Genomic DNA, 20,389 nt, shown 5'->3' with positions numbered 1-20,389 from the left:
CTTTGCTCCGGGTTGCTCAACACCTCGCGCATGACCTGTCTTGCTCGGTACAGTGGCCAGCTGCGTATGGGCCAATGATCATATGGGACCCAACATCTAGCTGACCACGCTCGACGCCAGCGAGGTCAAGGGCTGCTTGTGGAGCGCTGTTGGCGACGCTGGGCCCGGGGCATGATCTGTGGGATGAGTTTGGGTGAGATGCGAACGCAACTTGCCTGAGTTATCCCGAGAAACAATTTTAATGAGAATTGCCTCTATTTATGATACGTCATCATAAAATGAATTTTAAAAACAACTTTTGCACAGCAAACTTAATCTTGCTTGACTAGATTTTCAGTCCCAGGCTGCACAAACAATGGGATAATTATCCCGCGAATACCGGCGCGGCTTGCCAAGCCGTATACATGCTCCCTAACATAAGGCAGCAATAAGAATGGGGCATTAATTCTCGACCAAGCATCAATATTGTCTTTTTTAAATTTACTCACATCAACCGTGAAATGACCACTCAGCTCCACCTCCAACAAAAATGCAGGATCACAACCATTAACAGCTTCAACACTTTCTAAAACCTCTTTCGCACCAGGTTCAACTTTCACACGAATTCCGACTGATACACCATCATCCTCAGAAAAACCTGATTTCCCACACATGATACTCATTGAGACATCGCCCTGATAACTCAAAGCCCTCTCATGGTCATTAATAACCACACTAAGCTTATTTATAATCAACTCTTGTAGTTGAATGGGGTGTCTCGAGTTATTCATGCTGCAAGCAGAAAATCAGGATCATTGGCAACAAAAAAGTCAAAACCCATCGCATCATACTTAATATGTACAGAACACCCCAGCCCAAAAACATGGTTAGGAATCTTGGAAAAAACATCAAACGACTCATAATCATGCCAGCATTCGTCATCATCAAGAATCGCTTCAAAAACTTTAACAAGAGGATGGTCGGCAACTTTTTCTAGAGTCGCCTTAAGCTCTTCAGAGCTAAGAGCAGCAAATTTTGCATGCACACGCTTGAGGATTTCGTCCATTTATGCCTCGATTAGTTCAATGTCTTGGATTATTTCTTCTGCTTTGTCTTTTACCACGTAACAGGCAGCTTGCTTTTTTATCCAATAAAAGCTTGGCGGAGCAACTTCTCCTTTAGATTTCCCCGGAACATCGACATCTATTTTTACAACAGAAAATTTCACATTTTTCTCTTTTTCTATTTCATCAACTAACGCCGCCCTTAGTTTTAAAACATCATTCTTAGTTAATATTGATTTTTCTTCAGCAACAATTGAAATAAGACTCAGAAATTCATCACTAGTTGCATCATAAAATTCATTTTCAATTGGTTTTATTGTTGCTTTTAATACAGCCAAGCCTTTATCATAATCATCTTTAAAAACATCACTATGGTGCTTTAATGAAAATCTCCACCAATTTTTTGCCAATTTTTTTGCAAAATCAAGGGAATTATTAATAGCCCAAAAATAAACCCCTTTACCACACAGCCCATCACTACTTGGTATAAATTTTTTTATTTTAACTATATTTGACGCGCGAGACATAGAAGTACCATGCGTTCCCTCTAAAAACTTTGTCTGCATAATTTATTTTTAAATAACTTATGATAGTTGTATTGTAGGTTTTTAATAATTTTAACGCACAAATTTCGTGTTAATTATTAAACATAATAGAAATTATGGATAAATTAAAATTTGTTATTTTACATTAATAACAAAATTTTATCTCTAGCAACGAATATTTAAATATCTAACGCTCAACGAATTTTTAATTAATTTTACAATTATCATATTAAGATTTTTGACATTGCTGATGGGCTTGAAGTTGTCTACACAACAGCATGTCTAGCATAGCGATTGGACGATTTTCCGTCTACGGACTTATTGCACACCCCAACAGCGCGACCTCCGCCGCCACCCGCCCCGCCTGACCCAGCAGATGCTCGCGGAACACCCGCGCCACCGGGCTGAGCGCGCGGCCCTGGCGGTGCACCACATGCCAGTGCCCGGTCAGCGGGAAGCCGGCCACCGGCAGCACCTGCACGCCGTGCTCGCGTGCGCGCCCGTGCAGCGTGTGGGCCGAGAGCACCGACAGGCCCAGGCCGCCGGCCACCGCTTCCTTGATCGCCTCGTTGCTGCCCAGCTCCAGCCGCAGTTGCGGCCGGAAACCGACAGCACGGAAATGCGCGTCGGCGGCCATGCGGGTGCCAGAGCCGCGCTCGCGCAGGATGAAGCGCTCGCCGGCCAGGTCGTCGAGCGTCAGCGCCTCGGCCTGCGCCAGCGGGTGATCGCCCGGCGCGATCAGCACCAGCGGGTTGGGCAGGAAGACCGCATCGTCCAGCGCCAGATCGGCCGGCGGCATCGACATGATCGCCAGATCGTCGCGCTGCTCGCGCAGGCGCTGCACCACGCCGTCGCGGTTGAGCACCTCCAGCCGGATGTCGATGTCCGGGTACTGCGCGCAGAAGCTGCCCAGCAGGCGCGGCACGAAATACTTCGCGGTGCTCACCACCGCCACCCGCAGCCGGCCGCTGGCCAGCCCCTTCCACGCCGCGAGCTGCTGCTCCCAGTCGATCCAGTCGTCGAGCATGCGCCGGGCGGTGGCGGCCAGCGCCTCGCCGGCCTCGGTCAGCTGCACCCGCCGGCCGACCAGCGTGTAGAGCGGCAGCCCGGCCGCCTCCTGGATCTCGCGCAGCTGCATCGACGCGGTCGGCTGCGTCACATGCAGCGCGCGCGCCGCGGCGCTGACGCTGCCCTGCTCGGCCAGCGCGAGAAAGAGACGGAGCTGGCGGAAGCTGATGTTCATAGAGTCGGGTCTATGTTGTGACGCACAAGAATCGATTTTTCCTGAAGTCAGGGCGCTTCTAGCATCCGGGCCATGATGCCCCTCCTCGATCCCGCCGTTCTCTTCTTCGCCGTCGGCCTGCTGGCCGGCGTTCTCCGCTCCGACCTGGAGGTGCCGCCGCAGGTGGCGCGCTTCCTGTCGCTCTACCTGCTGATGGCGCTGGGCCTGAAAGGCGGCTTTGCGCTGTCGGCCGGCGGCCTGCCCGCCGACGGGCTGGCCGCGATCGGCCTGGCGCTGGTGATGGCCACGCTGGTGCCGCTGGCGGGCTGGTGGCTGCTGCGCCGGGTCGCGGCGCCGGCCGATGCGCTGGCGGTGGCCGCCGCCTACGGCTCGGTCAGCGCCGTGACCTTCGTGACCGCGCACCAGCAGCTCGAACAGCTCGGCCTGCCGCCGGGCGGCCACATGACCGCGGCGATGGTGCTGATGGAAAGCCCGGCGCTGCTGATCGCGCTGATGCTGCGCAGCCGGCTGGCCGCGACGGCCCACACCGGCAGCCCGGTGCAGGTCGGCACCTCGGGCGGCGCGGCCACGCTCGGCTGGGGCGGCGGCGGTGGAAGCACCGGCGGCGGCTGGAGCCGGCTGCTGCAGCCGCTGCGCGAGGCCTGCACGCACGGCACGCAGCTGCTGCTGCTCGGCGCGCTGGCCATCGGCTGGATCAGCGGCGAGGCCGGCCAGAAGGTCATGCACCCCTTCACCGGCGACCTGTTCAAGGGCCTGCTCGCCTTCTTCCTGCTCGACATGGGCGTGCAGGTGGCGCGCCAGCTCGGCGCGGTGCGCCAGGCCTCGGGCTGGCTGCTGGCCTACGCGGTGCTCGGGCCGCTGGCGCATGCGCTGATCGCGCTGCTGCTGGCCGGGCTGGTCGGCCTGAGCACCGGCGACGCGGCGATGCTGATGGTGCTGGCCGCCAGCGCCAGCTACATCGTCGTGCCGGCCGCGCTGCGCCAGGCGGTGCCGGAGGCCAATCCGGCGCTCTACCTCGGCCTGGCGCTGGGCGTGACCTTCCCGCTCAACCTGCTGCTGGGCATTCCGCTCTACACCGCGATGGCGCGCGGCGTGCTGGGCGGCTGAGCCTCGCCCGGGCCGCTCGCGTTCAGAACCAGCCCATCACCTGCTGCCCGGCAGCGGCGGCGGCCTCGACGATCAGCCCGGCGCTGAACCAGCCGAACGCGATCGCGCCCAGCCCGGCCGGCAGCGACAGCAGCAGCAGCAGCCCGTCGCGGTACATCCAGCCCAGGCCCAGCAGCACCAGGCTGAGCCCGGGCAGCACGTTGCCGAAGGGCAGCGGCAGGAAGATCACCAGCGCCATCGCCGCGATCCACAGCCGCCACCAGGCGAAGGCGGCCGGATGGCGCAGCAGCCGCCAGCGCCGGCGCAGCACCCGGCCCGCGCCGCCATGCAGCCAGGCCAGCGCCCGCAGGCAGCGCCGCGACCAGACGACATCGAGCCGGAAGGCCGCCAGCCGCCCCGGCACGACCGTGCCACGCGGCCGCGGCCAGCGCCAGGCCAGCGCGAACAGCAGCAGGCTCAGCACCGTGCCCACGCCGGACAGCGGCAGCACGCACAGCAGCGCCACCACCAGCAGCAGCACCGCCTGCGAGCCGCGACCGTGCAGCGCCAGCAGATCGGCCACGCTGACCGGCTGCGCCGCGCCGATCGCATGATGGAAAGGTTCGGGTCGGATCATGGCGGCGCAGTCTGGCGGGGCAGGCCGGCCTGGACCAGCAGGCAAGGCCTGAGCATGAGTTCGTGATTGCCTCACCTCGGGGGAACGATGCAGCTTCAGGATGGCGCGGCCCGGTCGATTCCTCTGCATTGATTCAGCGCGAACACCCCCTGCCCGTGAAGATCCACCGCCTGTCCCTGACAGCCAAGCTCACCGGCATCAACCTGCTGCTGGCCAGCGCGCTGATGGCCGTGATCTCGGTGGCCTGGTGCCTGCTGCCCGACGTGACCGAGGTCGAGGAAGTCCGGCTGCTGCAGCACCTCCAGCACACCACGCAGCACGCGGACATGCTGCATGACGCGCTGCACGCCGACGTGCTGGCCGTGCTGCTGGCTGCGGCCCAGAGCGGCGAGGTGGCGGATCAGCAGGTCGACCAGGCGCGCCGCACCGCACAGCAACTGCGCCTGGAGATGACCCGGCTGGAGCAGACCGTGCTGGCCGACACCTCGCTGCAGGAGCGACTGGAACAGTCGCGTCAGGTCACGCTGCGCTATGCAGACAGTGCCGAGGATCTGGTGCAGGGCGCGCGCCATGCGCCCGCGCGCATGCCGGCACTGCGCACCCGCTTCGAGACCGACTTCGACGCCACGGAACAGGCCCTGGCGGCCCAGACCGCGACCATCGCCAGCGCGCTCGACAGCGCAGGCCTGCGTTCCGGACAGGCCGTGCGGCAGGCGCGCCTGGGCCTGATCGCCGCCGCGCTGCTGACGATCGTCGCGGGCTGGTCGGGCGTCGCGACGATCGCGCGCTCGATCCGGAACTCCCTGATGGGACTGCGCGACGTCGCCCAGGCCGTCGCTTCAGGCGATCTCGAGCGCCGCAGCGAGCACCTCGGCCGCGACGAGGTCGGCCAGCTCGCCGAGGCGGTCAACGACATGGCCGACGCGCTCCACCGCATGATCGAGCGGATGCGCAGCGACGGCTCCCGCATCGACTTCAGCGCCCGCCTGGCCCAGGCGCTGGACATGGCCGACACCGAAGCCCAGGCCCATGGCGTGGTCGCCCAGGCCATGCTGCAGGTCGCCACCGATCGCCCGATGGAGCTGCTGCTGGCCGACTCCAGCGAAGCCCACCTCGAGCGGGCCGCCGCGCACCCGGCGGTCGGAGCGCCGGGGTGCTGCGTGGATTCACCGTTTTCCTGCGTGGCGGTGCGACGGGGCCACGCAGTGCGCTTCTCCAGCAGCGAGGCCCTCGACGCCTGTCCGCGGCTGCGGGGTCGCACCGGAACACCCGTCTCGGCCAGCTGCGTCCCGGTGACCTTCATGGGCCGCGCGCTGGGCGTGCTGCATGTGACCAGCCAGGCCGAGCAGCCGCTCGATGATGCACAGCTGGAACGGCTGGTGACGCTGGCCGCGCAGGCCGGCGGCCGCATCGGCATGGTGCGCGCCTTCGAACGCACGCAGATGCAGGCTGCGACCGATGCGCTGACCGGCCTGCCGAACCGGCGCACTGCCGAGGCCCGGCTGCGCCGCCTGGTCGGGTCCGGCCAGGCACTGGCCTTCGTGATGGCCGATCTCGATCATTTCAAGCGGCTCAACGACATGCACGGCCATCAGGCCGGCGACGAGGCGCTGCGGACCTTCGCCGACGTGGTGAGGGAATGCGCACGCCCCCAGGATCTGGTCTGTCGCTGGGGCGGCGAGGAATTCGCGTTCGTGCTGGCCGGCGTCGATGCCGCGCAGGCGCTTCACTGGTGCGAGCGGCTGCGCTCCAGCCTTCAGGACGCACTGCAACGACGCAGCACGCCGGTTTTCACCGCCAGCCTGGGCGTCTGCGTGTGCGGCACCGGCTCGACCCCCTCGCCGGAATCGCTGGTCGCAGCGGCCGATGCCGCGCTCTACCAGGCCAAGTCGGCAGGTCGTGACAGGGCCGTGGTCTCCCGTCCGGGCGAGGCAGGCACCGGCGCCGCCGAGCCCCGGATCAGCGAGCAGGCGGCGACGATCGACATCAGCCAGTTGGTCAGCCGCACCTGAACCGGAGCACCGAGCGGCGCCTGCCGAGCACACCGGCACGGTCACTCGTGGTTGCCCCGGATGTTTCACGATCCCGACTCGTGTCAGCCCCGCGTCAGATCCAGAGGCATCCATGCACATCTTGCATGGAATCACCGGAAACCGACCGGAGTCCTTGTCTACAGTGACGCCGATGACATGCCGCAGCGGCCCCAACAGGTCCGCAACCGGCACGATCTTCATCGAACTCGCCACAACGAGGCCTTTCATGCACGACATGCTCTCCTTCGTCACCCCCGACCCGCACAGCGCCTGGGGCACCTACCTGTCGCAGGTCGACCGCGTCCTGCCCTATCTGGGTCCGCTGGCACGCTGGGGCGAGACGCTCAAGCGGCCCAAGCGCGCGCTGATCGTCGACGTGCCGATCGAGATGGACGACGGCACGGTGCGCCACTTCGAGGGCTACCGCGTCCAGCACAACCTCAGCCGCGGCCCCGGCAAGGGCGGCGTGCGCTACCACCCGGCGGTGACGCTGGAGGAAGTGATGGCGCTCTCGGCCTGGATGACGGTCAAGAACGCCGCGGTCAACCTGCCCTACGGCGGCGCCAAGGGCGGCATCCGCGTCGATCCGCGCCAGCTCTCGACCAAGGAGCTCGAGCGCCTGACACGGCGCTACACCAGCGAGATCGGCCTGGTCATCGGCCCGCAGCAGGACATCCCGGCGCCGGACGTGGGCACGAACCCGCAGGTCATGGCCTGGATGATGGACACCTACTCGATGAACGTCGGCGCCACCGCCACCGGCGTCGTCACCGGCAAGCCGGTGCACCTGGGCGGCTCGCTCGGCCGGGTCAAGGCGACCGGCCGCGGCGTGTTCGTCACCGGCCGCGAGGCCGCGCGGCGCATCAATCTGAACCTGGACGGCGCGCGGGTGGCGGTGCAGGGCTTCGGCAACGTCGGCTCGGCCGCGGCCGAGATGTTCGTCGGCGCCGGCGCGAAGATCGTCGCGGTGCAGGACCACACCGGCACGATCGCCAATCCGGCCGGCATGGACATGGCCGCGCTGATGGCGGTGGTGCGCCGCGACGGCGGCGCGGGCGCCTTCACGCAAGCCGAGCGCATCGACGACGAGGCCTTCTGGGACACCGACTGCGACATCCTGATCCCGGCCGCGCTCGAGGGCCAGATCACGCTGGCGCGCGCCAACCGCCTGAAGGCGCGTCTGGTGCTGGAGGGCGCCAACGGCCCGACCCACCCGGACGCCGACGACGCGCTGGCCGAGCGCGGCATCCTGGTCGTGCCCGACGTGATCTGCAACGCCGGCGGCGTGACGGTGTCCTACTTCGAGTGGGTGCAGGACTTCTCGTCCTTCTTCTGGACCGAGGACGAGATCAACGTGCGCCTGGACAAGATCATGGTCGACGCGCTGCGCCGCATCTGGGACACCGCCGACCGCCACCGGATCACGCTGCGCACCGCCACCTTCGCGGTGGCCTGCGAGCGCATCCTGATGGCGCGCCAGGAACGCGGCCTCTACCCCTGAGCGCGGCCCGCCAGCACCGGCAGCTCGCGCACCAGCCGCGCCACGTCGGGCGGGTTGCCGGCGTAGCGCTGCACCAGCCGGCCCTCGGCGTCGATGCACCACAGGCCGCTGGCGTGGTCGGCCGGCGTCGCTGCCCGGTCCGGGCGGAACAGCCGCAGCCGCTCGCCCAGACGATCGATGTCCTCGATCCGGCCGGTGACGAAGCTCCAGCGCGACAGGTCCGCGCCGACCTGGCGCGCATGGGCGCGCAGCACCGCCGGCGTGTCGCCGCGCGGATCGACCGACAGCGACACCAGCCGCACCCGCGCCTGCCGCGGCAGCCGCGCCAGCACCTCGACCAGCGCGCGGGTCTGCACCGGGCAGACCGTCGAGCAGCCGGTGTAGACGAAGCCGACCAGCAGCACCTGGCCGAGCAGACGCTCGAAGTCGAAGGGCCGGTCGTCCTGGTCGCGCAGGCGCATGCCGTCGAAGTTGCGCGCGAAGCGCTCGGTGGCCGGCGCGGCGGCGTCCGCCACCGGGCACAGCGCCTGGGCGGCCAGCGCCCCGGCGACCGACAGCAGCCGGCGCCGGCGCATCACAGCCCGCCCGCGGCCGCGAGCACCGCGCCGGCCCGCGCGCGCAGCGCCGCCACCTGGGCGTCGCCCAGCGCGACGCCGAAGGCCTGCACGCCGTCGACCGTGCCGGCGAAGCCGTCGTTCGGCGCACCCCAGCGGCCGCGACCGAGGTTGAAGGTGCCGTTCGAGGCCCAGCCGCCGGCATAGGCGGTCGTCGCCTCCAGCCGACCGTCGACATACAGCTTCAGCGTGCCTGCCGCCCGGTCGCGCACGCCGACGACGTGATACCACTGGCCGACCGCCGGCACGGTGGTCGACACCGCGCGGTAGGCGGTGCTGCTGGTGCTGTCGACGTCGTGCATCGTCAGCGAGAAGCGCCGGCCCAGCGCCTCGCTGTACTGCAGCCAGAAGCCGCTGACGTTCGCTCCGTCCTGGTTCACGAAGGTGCGCCAGCCGGTCAGGCTGTCCAGCCTCACCCAGGCCGACACGCTGAAGCTGCCGGCGGTGTCGAGCACCGGACCGGCGGTCGACGCGGCCGCACCGCTGCCGTCGAACTGCAGCGCCGCGCCGGAGCGTCCCGGCGCCCAGGCGGTGCTGCCGCCGAGCGTCAGCGCCCGGCTGCCGCCGGCGCTGTCGGCCGCGCGCGTGCCCTGCGCCTCGTCGAGCGCCCAGCCGGTCGCGCGCGCGCCGCGCAGGTAGAGCTCGCCGGCCTCGGCGTCGGTCAGCGCGCCGCCCTGGACCCGGACCTCGTCGATCGCGCCGGCGAACCAGTCGTTCGGCGCGCCCCAGCGGCCGCGGCCGAGGTTGAGCGTGCCGTTCGAGGCCCAGCCGCCGGCGTAGGCGGTCGTCGCCTCCAGCCGCCCGTCGACATACAGCTTCAGCGTGCCCGCCGCCCGGTCGCGCACGCCGGTGACGTGGTACCAGCGCCCGACCACCGGCACGGTGGTCGACACCGCGCGGTAGGCGGTGCTGCTGGTGCTGTCGACGTCGTGCATCGTCAGCGAGAAGCGCCGGCCCAGCGCCTCGCTGTACTGCAGCCAGAAGCCGCTGACGTTCGCTCCGTCCTGGTTCACGAAGGTGCGCCAGCCGGTCAGGCTGTCCAGCCTCACCCAGGCCGACACGCTGAAGCTGCCGGCGGTGTCGAGCACCGGGCCGGGCGCCGAGGCCCACGCCGAGCTGCCGTTGAACTGCGCGCCGCTGCCGCTCCAGCCCGGCGTCCAGGTCGCGCCGCGCAGCGTCAGCGGCCGGTTCAGGCCGGAGCGGTCGGCCGCCGTCGTGCCGCTGCCCTCGTCCAGGCTCCACGCGCCGCTGGCGCTCGACTCATCGCTGCCGATCTGGCGCAGGTACTCGGCCAGATCGTCGAGGTCGGTGGTCGACAGCGCCACGCCGGCATGGGCCTGCACCGCGGCCTGCAGCGTCGCCGCGCTGCCGTCGTGCAGATAGGGCGCGGTGGCCCAGACATCGCGCAGCGTCGGCACGTCGATGCCGGCCAGCGTGCCGCCCAGGCGCTTGCCGCTGGTGGTCCTGAGCGTGCCGATGTTGCGCAGCGTGCCGGCGTCGCGGCTGTCGGTCATGCGCTCGGCGGCATGGCAGCTGGCGCAGCGGGCCCGGTCGAAGACCAGCCGGCCGGCCACGGCGCGCCCGGCCAGCGTCGCGTCGGCCGCGCGCCACGGGCTCGGATCGAAGCGGTCGAGCGAGGCGACATAGGCCGCCAGCGCATCCAGATCGGCGCTGACGCCGGTCTTGCGGTCGCCCAGCGGCGCGCTGCGCGTGCCGGTGCCGAACTGCGCATCCGTCATCAGGCCGGTGCCGCCGGCCAGCGTGCGGATCTGGCCCTCGAAGTCCTGCAGCTCGTCGAAGTTGGCGCTCCAGTGCAGGAAGCCGTGGCCCAGGGCAGCGCGGCCGCGCAGCGCGATCGTGTTGCGCAGGCCCTCGCCGAAGCCGCTCAGGTCCCAGACGCGGCCGTCGCCGCCGCCGTCGGCATGGCAGGCCGCGCAGCTCATGTAGGCATCGCGGGCCAGGCGCGGATCGCGGGCGTCGTGGAAGAGCTGCTTGCCGAGCAGCACCTGCGCCGGCAGCGGCTCGGCCGACACGCTCGACGGCGTGGCCAGCACCGCGGTGCGCAGCTCGCCCGTCAGCACCAGCGGCGACAGGTCGATCATGCTGACGCTGCGGTCCATGAAGTTCTGGACATGCAGCGTGCGCCCGTCCGCCGACACCGCCAGGCCCTGCGGCGCGCGGCCGACCTCGATGCGCATCAGCTCGCCGCCGCCCAGCGCGTTGATGACCGCGACCTGCCGGCTCGTCTCCAGCGCGACGAAGAGATAGACGCCGCTGGGATGGAAGGCCGCGGCGGTGGCCACGCTGCTGTTGTCGTGGTCGATGCGGCGCGGCGCGTCCTCGGCCAGCGTCGTCAGGTCGATGCGCGAGCTGATCGCGCGCACGGTGTTCTGGAAGTCCAGGTTCTGGCCGCTGCGCAGCAGGCCGCGGCGGACGTTGTCCTGCTTCGACGGCACCCAGGCGCTGCGCCCGTCGGGCGAGATCGCCGCCGCGCCGAGATAGTTCGGGATGCCCGAGCCCTGGATCTCGGTGTCGGTGCGGTCGCTGTGGCGCAGCACCACCGTCTGGCGCAGCGTCATCGTCGCGGCCTGGACCGCCAGCACCTCGGCGCCGGCGCTGCCCGGGCTGACCACCGCGGTCGACTCGCCCGGCAGCGGCGGCGTGATGAAGCGGCTCACCAGCACGGTGGCGCCGTCGGCGCTGACCGCCACCTGGCGGGCCTGGCTGCCGACGGCCAGCGAGGCCTGCTGCGCGCCGCTGCCTGCGTCGAGCCGCAGCAGCCGGCCGCTGCCCTCCAGCACGACGAAGGCGCTGGTGCCGCCCGGCGCGAAGGCCAGGCCGTGCGGCTGCGAGCCGCGCGGCAGCGCGATGCGCGAGACGACCTTCAGCGTCGCCGGATCGATGACCGCGATCGAGGCCGCCGCCTTCGCGACGACCCAGATGCGGCCGTCCGGCGCGAGCGCGACGCTGCGCGGCGACGCGCCGACGGCGATCTCGGCCAGGCGGGTGCGCGTGGCGGTGTCGAGGACCGCGACGGTGCCGGCATCCGGATTGACGACCCACAGCCGCGCGGCCGCGCCGCTGCGCGGCTCCAGCAGGATCGGCGACGAGCGTGTCGGCGCCCGCGCGGTCGCGGCGGTGGCCACGGCCTGCACCAGCGTGCGCGTCGAGGTCGCTCCGGCGGCGGTGCGCGCGGTCAGCGTCACGGTGTACAGGCCCGGCGCGGCATAGGCATGCGTCACCGACGGCGTGGCCGAGAACGCGGTCGCGGCGCTGCCGTCGCCGAAGCTCCAGCTGTAGCTGGTGCCGGCGACCGCCGGAACGGTGTAGGAGGCGGTGCCGCCGGCGGCGATGATCGGCGCGGAGATCGAGGCCGACAGGTCCGGCGGCGCGTAGGGCGTCGTCGTCACCGGCGGCGCGCTGACGCCCTGGCCGATCGCGATGATCGTGCCGCGCGAGGGCACGCCGGCCGCGTCGATCGCCACCACCTGGTAGTAGCCGGGCGGCGCGATGTCCGGCCCGGGCAGCGTCGTCGTCAGCCGGATCGTGTCCTGCGAGAACTCCAGCGGCACGCGGCGCTGGCCGGCGTTGAAGGAATGCGTCCCCACCCCGAGCCCGAGCAGCACCAGCCGGGCCACCGGCGCGGCCGAGCTCATGTCGATCTGCATCACCGCGCCATGGGCCTGGCTCAGGCCGCTGATCGCGCTCATCACCGGCCGCGGCGCCAGCTGCGCCACGCCGCCGACGCTGCGGAAGAGCTGCGGCGGGTAGTAGATCTCGGCGTTCAGGTTGGTGACCGGCCCCGGCGTGCCGCCGCCGGTCGACAGCACCGCGCCGTCGGGCAGCAGCACGCTGAAGGAGTGGTAGCCGCGGAAGACCGCGGCCGAGGCGCCGGTGATCCAGCTGCCGGTGGCCGGGTTCCAGAGCTCGGCCGCGTAGACGGCGCTGGCGCCGTTGCTGTTGCCCAGCTGGCTGCCGCCGGTGACCAGCACGCGGCCGTCGGGCAGCACCACGGTGTTGGGATAGCGCCGCGGCAGGCTCATCGCCGGCTGCTCGGTCAGCACCGGCGTGCCGCTTCGCAGGTCGATCAGCGTCGCCTGGCTGCTCGCCGGCAGGCCGTCGCCGTTGAACGAGCCGTTGCCGCCGACCACCAGCACCCGGCCGATGTCGTGCATCACCGCGCTGTTGGTCGCGCCGACGTTCGGCCGGGTCGTCGTGCTGGGCGCGGTCTTGAAGGCGCCATGGACCGTGATGGCGCCATTGCCGGCCGGATCGAGCGACCACATCCGCTCGGCCGACAGGCCGAAGACCTTGCCGCCGGGCATGACCCAGGCGCGCGGATAGGACGCGCGCAGGTAGTCCGGCCCGAAGGCCTCGCGGCTGCTGGCGCCGAACAGCGAGCGCCAGCCGTTCGACTCCAGCACCTCGGGCGTCATCGACGCCAGGCCCTGCACGATCGCCTGGTCGGGGTTGTCCTGCATGCCCTCGCTGTACGGCGCCATGCCGCCGACGACCAGCGGCCGGCCGTCGGGCAGCGTCAGCATCGTGGCGTACCAGCGCTCGTCGGCCAGGTTGCCCGACAGCGGGGTCACGGTGTCGCCGGCGGTGGCGTACAGCGCCGAGCTGACGCTGCCGTTGCCGCCGGTGATCAGCAGCCGGCCGTCGGGCAGATAGGTCGCCGCGCCGCAGAAGCTGTCGGGCTGGTCGGCGCGGAAGCGGGTCTGGTGGCTGGCCGCGCCCAGGCCGAGCGCCGGGTTCCAGAGGTCGAAGTAGCGGCCGTTCTGGGTGTTGCCGTCGGGCGTGGTGCCGAAGCTCAGCACCTTGCCGTCGGGCAGCACCGCCGCGTGCAGGCCGTTGAGCGGCCAGGACTGCACCGGCGACCACAGGCCGCGCGTCGGCGCGTCCGCCGGAATCGTCAGGTTGTCCATCAGCGGATCGGCCGGCGCCGGCACCGCGACCCAGCGTGCCGGATCGACCGCCTGCGCGCGGCGCAGGCCGCCGGACTGCACCGCCCCGGCCGGCGCGGCGCCCTCCTCGTTGCAGGCCGCCAGCATCAGCGCGAACACCAGCATCAGCAGGCCGCCGACAGGCCGCAGGCGCGGGACGGGACGAGGTGCGGCAGGACGGGTCATGGCGGGCGGAGGCGGTTGCGCAGGATCAAGGAAACATAATGTTTCCTTTCGCCCACCCTGATCGCGGTCCCATGACGCGCCGCAAGACCCGCGAAATCGGACGGTTTATGCTCGCGCCCTCCCCGATCACCGAACCCGCACCCCGGAATCCCGCCATGGCCGACATCGTCTGGAACGACCAGCTGCTCAACCACCACGCCGAGATGGACACGACGCACCGCGAGTTCGTCGACCACCTCGCGCAGGTCCAGGCCGCGCTCGAGGGCCCGCAGGAGGAACTGCTGGCGCGCTACGACGCGATGGTGGCGCACACCATCGAGCACTTCGCGCAGGAAGACCGCTGGATGAAGGACCTCGGCTTCACCGAGAGCAACTGCCACAGCTCGCAGCATGGCCAGGTGCTGGCCGTCATCCACGAGGTGCGCCGCCAGCATGTCGAGGGCCAGAGCGACCTGATCGGCCGGCTGCTGCCCGAGCTGATGGCCTGGTTCGAGAACCACGCCCAGGCGGCCGATGCCGGCCTGGCGGCCTCGATGGAAGAGGTCGGCTACGACGTCAGGAGCGGCGTGATGACCAACCCGCCGCGCGGCGGCGCGACCGGCGAGGACGGCGAGCCGGTGGCCGAGAACAGCGGCTGCGGCAGCTCGAGCTGCTGAGCCCTCGCCGCCCCGGCCGCACGCCGGGGCTCAGGACCCGTCGTCCGCGCCGGCGTCCTCGTCATCCAGCAGCGCGTCACGCGAGGAGCGGCCGCGGCGGCTGCGCTTCTTCTCCAGCCGCTCGACCTGCAGCGCGGCCTCGGCCTCCTCGGCCGCGGCGGTCAGCGCCAGATGCTCCTCGGGCAGCTCCAGCGTGATGCGCCCGATCAGGCCGGCGCGGAATTCGTACAGCACGATCTCGGCGGCCTTCTGCAGGTTCAGCCGTCCGCCCGAGAGCACCGCGCCGCGCTTCCTGCCGATGGCGATCAGCATCTCGGCGTCGTTCAGCGCCGCGGTGTCGGCCGCCTGCAGCTTGTAGCGCGCCTCGAGCGCACCGGGATAGTCGCGGCGCAGCCGGCCGATCAGCACCTCGGCGACCACCTCCTCCTCGATCGCGTTGCGACCGACCGCGCCGGTGGCGGCCAGATGGAAGCCGCTCTGCTCGACCAGGATCTTCGGCCACAGCATGCCGGGCGTGTCGTAGAGATAGAAGTCGCTGGCCAGCGCGATGCGCTGCTCGGTCTTGGTGATGCCCGGCTCGTCGCCGGTCTTGGCGGCGCGCTTGCCGGTCAGCGTGTTGATCAGCGTCGACTTGCCGACGTTCGGGATGCCGCAGATCAGCACGCGCATCGGCTTGTCCAGCCCGTTGCGGTTGGGCTTGAGCTCGCGGCAGGCGGCGATCAGGCGCTGCGCCGGCGCGGTGATGCTGGCATCCAGCCCGATCGCGCGGGTGCCGGGCAGGCTGTTGTAGTGTTCCAGCCAGACGGCGGTGCGTGCCGGATCGGCCAGATCCTGCTTGTTGAGCACCTTCAGCGTCGCCCGGCCCTGGGTCAGGCTGGCGATCAGCGGATTGGCGCTGGAGCCGGGCGCACGCGCGTCGAGCAGCTCGATCACCACGTCGATGCCATCCTTGACGCGATCGAGAATGGCCTGACGCGTCAGGTGCATGTGACCGGGGAACCACTGGATGGCCATGTCGAGACTCCTTTTCTGGCAGGCGCGGTGAGCAGGCGCGGGAGTGTGCCACCACCGCGGCAGGCCTGCGCACGCGCAGCCGCTACGATCGGCGCATGGCAATCAAGACCTATACCCTCGAAGTCCAGCGCTACAAGGCCGCCGCGAGCACGCACGGCCTGGTCAACGTCAAGTTCGACGCGCTGCTGGTTCCCCGCAACACGCCCGAAGGCCAGGAGCCCTCGCACATGCTGAGCATGAGCGAGGCCGACGCGCGCACGCTGATGATGCTGCTGAAGGCGCAGCTCTCCGAGTTCGACAAGAAGAAGGCGCGCAGCCAGCGCTGAGGCCAGCCCGACCGGGGCCGCGGGCGCCCGCCCTCAGCCCAGATCCGGCGCGATCTGCTCGCCGTAGTCGACCAGCGCGCCGAGCAGGTCCATCGCGGCCTCGTCGTCCTCGCGCTCGGCCGCCAGCGCGTCGATGCGCTCCTGGAAGCGCTGCAGCGTCATCGCGCCGGCCTGGCCCTCGATCAGCCGCGCGGCGCAGTGCGCCTGCCAGCGTGCGCGCTCCTCGTCGGTCAGCGTGGCGGGGAAGTTGCGGGCGCGGTAGCGCCAGACCACCTCGTCCAGCCGCTCGTCGTCGAAGGCCGGGGCGCGGCCGGCGCTGGCCGCCCACTGCGCCTCGCCCAGGCCGCGCAGCCGCGCGAGCCGGCGCCGGTCCTCGTTGTCCAGGAAGCCGCTGTAGAGGCTGGCGTCGGCGTCGGGCAGACCTTCCGTCTCGGGCCGCGCGAAGACCTCGGCCCAGATGCCGCCGAGCGTGCGCACCTGCGTCGCGGCGATCTCGGCGTGCCGCGCGCAGGCGTCCAGGTCCAGCCCCCAGTGCGCGGCGCGCTCAGGCGTCAGCGTCTTCAGGTTGGAGATGACGATCGGGCACTTGTTGATGTGGATGGTCTTGACCGGCAGCCGGGTCACGCCCTCGGGCAGCGCGTCGGCGCGGGTGAACAGGCGCAGGCGCAGCGTCTCGACATCCAGCCCCAGCAGCTCGGAGGGGTCGTGCGAGAGGTCCCAGACGATCAGCTCGTTGCGGTTGGTCGGGTGGGTGGCCAGCGGCCAGACCAGCGCCAGCCCGCCGCGCTCGACGCCGTACATGCCCGAGACGTGCAGCAGCGGCCGCCCCTGCGACTGCGCGCGGGTGATCTCGGCCTGCACCGCCTCCTTCCTGCGCAGGCCCAGGCAGAAGTCGAACAGCCGCGGCTGCGCCTGGCGCAGCGCCCGCGCCAGACCGATGGTGGCGCGCACGTCCGACAGCGCGTCGTGCGCGTCCTCGTGCACGATGCCGTTGGCCACGCTCAGGTCTTCCAGCCGGAAGGACGGCCGCCCGTCCGGATGGCGCGGCCAGTTCATGCCGTCCGGCCGCAGCGCCCAGGCGCAGCGCACCACGTCGACCAGATCCCAGCGGCCGCAGCCGTTCTGCCATTCGCGCGCGTAGGGGTCGATCAGGTTGCGCCAGAACAGGTGGCGGGTGAACTCGTCGTCGAAGCGCAGCGTGTTGTAGCCCAGCGAGACGGTGCCGGGCCGGGCCATCTCGGCCTCGATCGCGGCGGCGAAGGCGTGTTCGGGCAGCCCCTGCGCCAGCGCCTGCTGCGGCAGGATGCCGGTCAGCAGGCAGCTTTCCGGGTCCGGCAGGTAGTCCGGCGCGGGCTGGCAGAAGTGCATGACCGGCGCCCCGATCTCGCGCAGCTCGGCGTCGGTGCGGATCGCGGCGAACTGGGACGGACGATCACGACGCGGGTCGCGTCCGAAGGTCTCGTAGTCGTGCCAGAGGAAGGTGAAGTCTGCGTCTGCCATGTCCGGCACCTTAACCGATCCGGCCGCCAGCCCCGCCGCGACCGGACGGCCGGCGCGGGGTCCGGAAGGCTCATGGTTCGCCCCCCATGCGCAGGTAGCTGGCGAAGCGGGGAATGCCGTGGCGGGTCTGGCCGCGGCAGCTGTAGACGATGCGGCTGCCCAGCGGCGGCGGCGCGGCCCGCTGCGCGTCGCTGAAGCCGGTGCCGACCAGGAAGACGGTGCCGTCGGCGTTGCGCACCTGCAGCGCGCCCATCAGGCCCGACAGCCGGCCCTCGCCCGGGGTGTGGCCGATGACCACCGCCTCGTCTTCCTGCACCGGCTTGAGCTTGAGCAGCCAGTCGGTGCGCCCGGCGACGAAGGGCGCGTCGGCGCGGTGCAGCACCAGACCCTCGCCGCCGGCGGCGATGACCTCGTCGAGCCGGGCCTGCAGCGCCTCGCGGCCGTCCAGCCGCTGCTGCTCGACGGCGACCAGCGGCGGCCCGCCGGCCTGCGCGACGATCCGCACGATGCGCGCGGCACGCTCCTCGAAGGAGCCGGCGCCCCCGGGCAGCTCGAACACCAGGTAGAGCACGCGCGCCCAGTCGGCCTCGACCGGCCGGCGTCGGCGCACCAGCGCCGAGATCGCCTCGAAGCGCCCGGCCCCGCGCCCGAGCCAGAGCTCGCCGTCGAGCGGCTGCCAGGCCGGCAGCCGCGCCAGGAAGGCCGCCGGCGCAGGGATGGTCTGGCCATGGCGGGTGCGCAGCACCCGCCCGTCCCAGACCGCGCGCACGCCGTCGTATTTCTCGCTGACCAGGTGGCCGGCCGGATCGATGTCCGGATCGGCCATGCGCGCCAGCGGCACGCCGAAGCGCGCGCCGGTCGGCGGCTCCGGCTCGTCGGCCAGGGGCGGCTCGGCCAGCACCCGCCAGACCACGCCGAACCAGCCACCCAGCAGCGCCAGCCCGGAGCGCAGACCGCGCCGTCGCGCCGCATCGCCGGCTGTCGTGGCCGGCCCTCCATCCCGCCTCGTCTCGTTCGCCATGCCGCACCTCCTGTGATTGCCGGCTCCAGCGCACCTCCGGGAGCGCCATCCCGGTGAAGGGAGCTGATGCTGAACCGGGTACCCGGGCGGCCGGATCCCTCCGTGGGGGGACAGGGAAACCGATAGTTGCAGATATGAAACCATGGTGAACAAACGCGTCGGATCACCGGCGCGATACGCGCACTGCCGAGAATCCCGCGCACCGTGATGCAGGCTCACGCCACGATCCATGCGCCGATCCGCTGCTTTCCTGACGCTGGCCCTGGCGGGCCTGCAGGGCCTGACGGCCGGCCACGCGGCCACGACCGCCGATCCGCCCGCCAGGGACCTCGGCGGCGTGACCGCGCCGGCGCCTGCATCGCCCCCGCCCGCCGCCCTGCCCGACCGGCTCGACGACCTCGAGCCCACCGGCGCGGGCCGGCCGGCGGCCGCAGCCCCGCTCCCGCCCGACACGCTGCCGGGCTGCAGCGCGGTGCGCCAGCGCTGCGAGGCGCTGGAGTCCGACCGCACGCAGCTGGCGCGCCAGCGCGACGAGCTCGAGCAGCTGCGCCGACAGGTCGAGCAGGCCCGCACCCGCCTCGACGAGGAGCAGCGGCGCATCAACGCGCTGCGCCAGCAGGCCGACCGCGATCTGCGCGACATCCAGTCCGTGCGCCGGCAGATCGAGACCAACCGGCGCGAGATCGAGCGCCACCTGCAGCGCCAGATCGACGAGTCCGAGCAGCTCGAGCAGGAACAGCGCCGCAGCACCGAGGAGCTGCGCCGACATCAGGCGCTGGGGGCGCTGCGCGAGCAGCGCCTGGTCGTCGCCGGCCTGATGCGCGCGGTGCTCGACACGCTGCCCGGGCCGCCCCGCCCTCAGCCCGATCCGGGGCGGGCCTTCATGAAGCGCGTGGCCGACGCCCACTACACTCCGGCCGATGTCCAGCAGCTGCTGCAAGGCCAGCTCGAGGCGCAAGCGGGACGCGATGCGCGGCAGGTGCGCCGGCAGCTGGCCGATGCGCTGCAGCTGATGCAGCGCCATCTGGTGCAGGCCGACCGCCTGGCCGCGGCGCTGCTCGACGCGGCGCAGCGCGAGCGGGTGCAGGCCGGCCTGCGGGCCGAGCATGCCGCCCTCGAGCTGCTGCGCGCGCGCACCGGTCTGCGCTGAAAGTGTCGTGATCTAGGCACGATCGGCCCCGACAATGCGGTCCGGTACCGACTGCATCAGTGGCACTGGCACATCTATCCGCTAAAAACGCGGACGTGACACCGGCGCAGACCGGTTTTTTCAGCGTATCGAACGATCTCGATCCCGTTCTTCCATTTCAAGACTCTTTCCTGAGGACATCACAGCAATGAAAGTCACCGTCATCGGCACCGGCTACGTGGGACTCGTGACAGGCGCCTGCCTGTCGGAGATGGGCAACCACGTGATGTGCCTGGACGTGGATCCGGCGAAGATCAAGATCCTGCACGACGGGGGCATCCCGATCCACGAGCCGGGGCTGCTGGAGGTGGTGCGGCGCAACGTGGCGGCGGGCCGGCTGGAGTTCACGACGGACATCGAGAAGTCGGTGGCGCACGGCACGATCCAGTTCATCGCGGTGGGCACGCCGCCGGACGAGGACGGCTCGGCGGACCTGAAGTACGTGACGGCGGCGGCGCGCAACATCGGGCGGCTGATGACGGACCACAAGGTGATCGTGGACAAGAGCACGGTGCCTGTGGGCACGGGCGACAAGGTGCGTGCGGCGGTGGCCGACGAGCTGGCCAAGCGCGGCCTGCCCGAGATGGAGTTCTCGGTCTGCTCGAACCCCGAGTTCCTGAAGGAAGGCGCGGCAGTGGCGGACTTCATGCGCCCGGACCGCATCGTGGTGGGGGCGGAGGACGAGCGCGCGATCCTGCTGATGAAGGCGCTGTACCAGCCCTTCGTGCGCAACCGCGACCGGATGATCATCACGGACATCCGCTCGGCGGAGTTCATCAAGTACGCGGCCAACTGCATGCTGGCCACGCGGATCAGCTTCATGAACGAGCTGAGCCGGCTGGCGGAGAA

The 20,389-nt window shown here is 69.4% G+C and carries 17 protein-coding genes; 7 read left to right on the top strand and 10 right to left on the bottom strand.

What is annotated here, in order from left to right; all coding sequences use genetic code 11:
* Positions 1 to 311: 311 nt before the first annotated feature.
* The 4 genes from HNQ01_RS21750 to HNQ01_RS21735 all read right to left on the bottom strand — a co-directional run bounded on the left by HNQ01_RS21750 (position 312) and on the right by HNQ01_RS21735 (position 2,831).
* Positions 312 to 770, bottom strand: a complete 459-nt coding sequence (locus HNQ01_RS21750; protein ID WP_173807615.1) for a protein-export chaperone SecB — start codon at positions 768 to 770, stop codon at positions 312 to 314.
* The gene (locus tag HNQ01_RS21745) at positions 767 to 1,045 is read right to left on the bottom strand and encodes a hypothetical protein (protein WP_173807614.1); all 279 of its coding nucleotides are present in this window, start codon (positions 1,043 to 1,045) and stop codon (positions 767 to 769) included. Before HNQ01_RS21745 ends, HNQ01_RS21750 begins: the two co-directional genes overlap by 4 nt.
* Positions 1,046 to 1,609 carry a hypothetical protein gene (locus HNQ01_RS21740; protein WP_173807613.1) on the bottom strand — a complete coding sequence of 188 codons (564 nt, stop codon included), beginning with the start codon at positions 1,607 to 1,609 and terminating at the stop codon, positions 1,046 to 1,048.
* Positions 1,610 to 1,898: 289 nt separating this feature from the next.
* The gene (locus tag HNQ01_RS21735; protein ID WP_173807612.1) at positions 1,899 to 2,831 is read right to left on the bottom strand and encodes a LysR family transcriptional regulator; all 933 of its coding nucleotides are present in this window, start codon (positions 2,829 to 2,831) and stop codon (positions 1,899 to 1,901) included.
* A gap of 72 nt (positions 2,832 to 2,903) precedes the next feature.
* Here HNQ01_RS21735 and HNQ01_RS21730 point away from each other — a divergent pair, with 72 nt between their 5' ends.
* The gene (locus HNQ01_RS21730) at positions 2,904 to 3,938 is read left to right on the top strand and encodes a sodium-dependent bicarbonate transport family permease (protein WP_173807611.1); all 1,035 of its coding nucleotides are present in this window, start codon (positions 2,904 to 2,906) and stop codon (positions 3,936 to 3,938) included.
* A 22-nt stretch (positions 3,939 to 3,960) separates the two neighbouring features.
* Here the strand turns inward: HNQ01_RS21730 and HNQ01_RS21725 are convergent, their stop codons facing one another.
* Positions 3,961 to 4,554, bottom strand: coding sequence for an exopolysaccharide biosynthesis protein (locus HNQ01_RS21725; RefSeq protein WP_173807610.1), 594 nt, complete (start codon positions 4,552 to 4,554; stop codon positions 3,961 to 3,963).
* Positions 4,555 to 4,709: 155 nt separating this feature from the next.
* Here HNQ01_RS21725 and HNQ01_RS21720 point away from each other — a divergent pair, with 155 nt between their 5' ends.
* Together HNQ01_RS21720 and HNQ01_RS21715 are read left to right on the top strand one after the other, a co-directional pair.
* Complete coding sequence (locus tag HNQ01_RS21720; RefSeq protein WP_173807609.1) at positions 4,710 to 6,566, top strand: diguanylate cyclase domain-containing protein; 1,857 nt, start codon at positions 4,710 to 4,712, stop codon at positions 6,564 to 6,566.
* A 247-nt stretch (positions 6,567 to 6,813) separates the two neighbouring features.
* Complete coding sequence (locus tag HNQ01_RS21715) at positions 6,814 to 8,088, top strand: Glu/Leu/Phe/Val family dehydrogenase (protein WP_173807608.1); 1,275 nt, start codon at positions 6,814 to 6,816, stop codon at positions 8,086 to 8,088.
* Here the strand turns inward: HNQ01_RS21715 and HNQ01_RS21710 are convergent.
* Together HNQ01_RS21710 and HNQ01_RS21705 are read right to left on the bottom strand one after the other, a co-directional pair.
* Positions 8,079 to 8,663: an SCO family protein gene (locus tag HNQ01_RS21710; RefSeq protein WP_173807607.1), complete on the bottom strand. Its 585-nt coding sequence runs from the start codon at positions 8,661 to 8,663 to the stop codon at positions 8,079 to 8,081. The two genes, HNQ01_RS21715 and HNQ01_RS21710, sit on opposite strands and share 10 nt — an antisense overlap.
* The gene (locus HNQ01_RS21705) at positions 8,663 to 13,834 is read right to left on the bottom strand and encodes a LamG-like jellyroll fold domain-containing protein (RefSeq protein ID WP_173807606.1); all 5,172 of its coding nucleotides are present in this window, start codon (positions 13,832 to 13,834) and stop codon (positions 8,663 to 8,665) included. The genes HNQ01_RS21710 and HNQ01_RS21705 overlap by 1 nt, the downstream gene beginning before the upstream one ends.
* Positions 13,835 to 13,989: 155 nt before the next feature.
* Here HNQ01_RS21705 and HNQ01_RS21700 point away from each other — a divergent pair, with 155 nt between their 5' ends.
* Positions 13,990 to 14,490 (top strand): hemerythrin domain-containing protein, encoded by a 501-nt coding sequence (locus HNQ01_RS21700; RefSeq protein ID WP_173807605.1) that lies wholly within the window; start codon positions 13,990 to 13,992, stop codon positions 14,488 to 14,490.
* A 30-nt stretch (positions 14,491 to 14,520) separates the two neighbouring features.
* On the opposite strand, the gene ylqF is transcribed toward HNQ01_RS21700, so the two are convergent.
* Positions 14,521 to 15,504 (bottom strand): ribosome biogenesis GTPase YlqF, encoded by a 984-nt coding sequence (gene ylqF / locus HNQ01_RS21695; RefSeq protein WP_173807604.1) that lies wholly within the window; start codon positions 15,502 to 15,504, stop codon positions 14,521 to 14,523.
* Positions 15,505 to 15,599: 95 nt separating this feature from the next.
* Here ylqF and HNQ01_RS21690 point away from each other — a divergent pair, with 95 nt between their 5' ends.
* Positions 15,600 to 15,830, top strand: coding sequence for a hypothetical protein (locus HNQ01_RS21690; protein ID WP_149504104.1), 231 nt, complete (start codon positions 15,600 to 15,602; stop codon positions 15,828 to 15,830).
* Positions 15,831 to 15,863: 33 nt separating this feature from the next.
* On the opposite strand, the gene sbcB is transcribed toward HNQ01_RS21690, so the two are convergent.
* Positions 15,864 to 17,330 carry an exodeoxyribonuclease I gene (gene sbcB, locus HNQ01_RS21685; RefSeq protein ID WP_173807603.1) on the bottom strand — a complete coding sequence of 489 codons (1,467 nt, stop codon included), beginning with the start codon at positions 17,328 to 17,330 and terminating at the stop codon, positions 15,864 to 15,866.
* Positions 17,331 to 17,400: 70 nt separating this feature from the next.
* Entirely contained in the window at positions 17,401 to 18,351 is a 951-nt protein-coding gene (locus tag HNQ01_RS21680; RefSeq protein WP_173807602.1) for a DNA ligase, read from the bottom strand.
* Between the two features lie 229 nt (positions 18,352 to 18,580).
* On the opposite strand from HNQ01_RS21680, the gene HNQ01_RS21675 reads away from it, so the two are divergent.
* The gene (locus HNQ01_RS21675) at positions 18,581 to 19,501 is read left to right on the top strand and encodes a coiled-coil domain-containing protein (RefSeq protein ID WP_173807601.1); all 921 of its coding nucleotides are present in this window, start codon (positions 18,581 to 18,583) and stop codon (positions 19,499 to 19,501) included.
* 187 nt (positions 19,502 to 19,688) lie between these two features.
* Positions 19,689 to 20,389: UDP-glucose dehydrogenase family protein (locus HNQ01_RS21670; RefSeq protein WP_173807600.1), on the top strand; the 701-nt coding region annotated here is incomplete at its 3' end.

Source organism: Sphaerotilus uruguayifluvii (genome assembly GCF_013294065.1).
Taxonomy (GTDB): Bacteria; Pseudomonadota; Gammaproteobacteria; order Burkholderiales; family Burkholderiaceae_C; genus Sphaerotilus; species Sphaerotilus uruguayifluvii.
The sequence above is the reverse complement of the archived record's forward strand: the minus strand, read 5'-3'. Positions and strand labels throughout refer to the sequence as shown.

Bases quoted from the DNA above. Each gene is read 5' to 3' on its own strand.
- HNQ01_RS21750 (WP_173807615.1), bottom strand. From the start codon at position 770: ATGAATAACTCGAGACACCCCATTCAACTACAAGAGTTGATTATAAAT.
- HNQ01_RS21745 (WP_173807614.1), bottom strand. From the start codon at position 1,045: ATGGACGAAATCCTCAAGCGTGTGCATGCAAAATTTGCTGCTCTTAGC.
- HNQ01_RS21740 (WP_173807613.1), bottom strand. From the start codon at position 1,609: ATGCAGACAAAGTTTTTAGAGGGAACGCATGGTACTTCTATGTCTCGC.
- HNQ01_RS21735 (WP_173807612.1), bottom strand. From the start codon at position 2,831: ATGAACATCAGCTTCCGCCAGCTCCGTCTCTTTCTCGCGCTGGCCGAG.
- HNQ01_RS21730 (WP_173807611.1), top strand. From the start codon at position 2,904: ATGATGCCCCTCCTCGATCCCGCCGTTCTCTTCTTCGCCGTCGGCCTG.
- HNQ01_RS21725 (WP_173807610.1), bottom strand. From the start codon at position 4,554: ATGATCCGACCCGAACCTTTCCATCATGCGATCGGCGCGGCGCAGCCG.
- HNQ01_RS21715 (WP_173807608.1), top strand. From the start codon at position 6,814: ATGCACGACATGCTCTCCTTCGTCACCCCCGACCCGCACAGCGCCTGG.
- HNQ01_RS21710 (WP_173807607.1), bottom strand. From the start codon at position 8,663: ATGCGCCGGCGCCGGCTGCTGTCGGTCGCCGGGGCGCTGGCCGCCCAG.
- HNQ01_RS21705 (WP_173807606.1), bottom strand. From the start codon at position 13,834: ATGACCCGTCCTGCCGCACCTCGTCCCGTCCCGCGCCTGCGGCCTGTC.
- HNQ01_RS21700 (WP_173807605.1), top strand. From the start codon at position 13,990: ATGGCCGACATCGTCTGGAACGACCAGCTGCTCAACCACCACGCCGAG.
- ylqF (WP_173807604.1), bottom strand. From the start codon at position 15,504: ATGGCCATCCAGTGGTTCCCCGGTCACATGCACCTGACGCGTCAGGCC.
- HNQ01_RS21690 (WP_149504104.1), top strand. From the start codon at position 15,600: ATGGCAATCAAGACCTATACCCTCGAAGTCCAGCGCTACAAGGCCGCC.
- sbcB (WP_173807603.1), bottom strand. From the start codon at position 17,330: ATGGCAGACGCAGACTTCACCTTCCTCTGGCACGACTACGAGACCTTC.
- HNQ01_RS21680 (WP_173807602.1), bottom strand. From the start codon at position 18,351: ATGGCGAACGAGACGAGGCGGGATGGAGGGCCGGCCACGACAGCCGGC.
- HNQ01_RS21675 (WP_173807601.1), top strand. From the start codon at position 18,581: ATGCGCCGATCCGCTGCTTTCCTGACGCTGGCCCTGGCGGGCCTGCAG.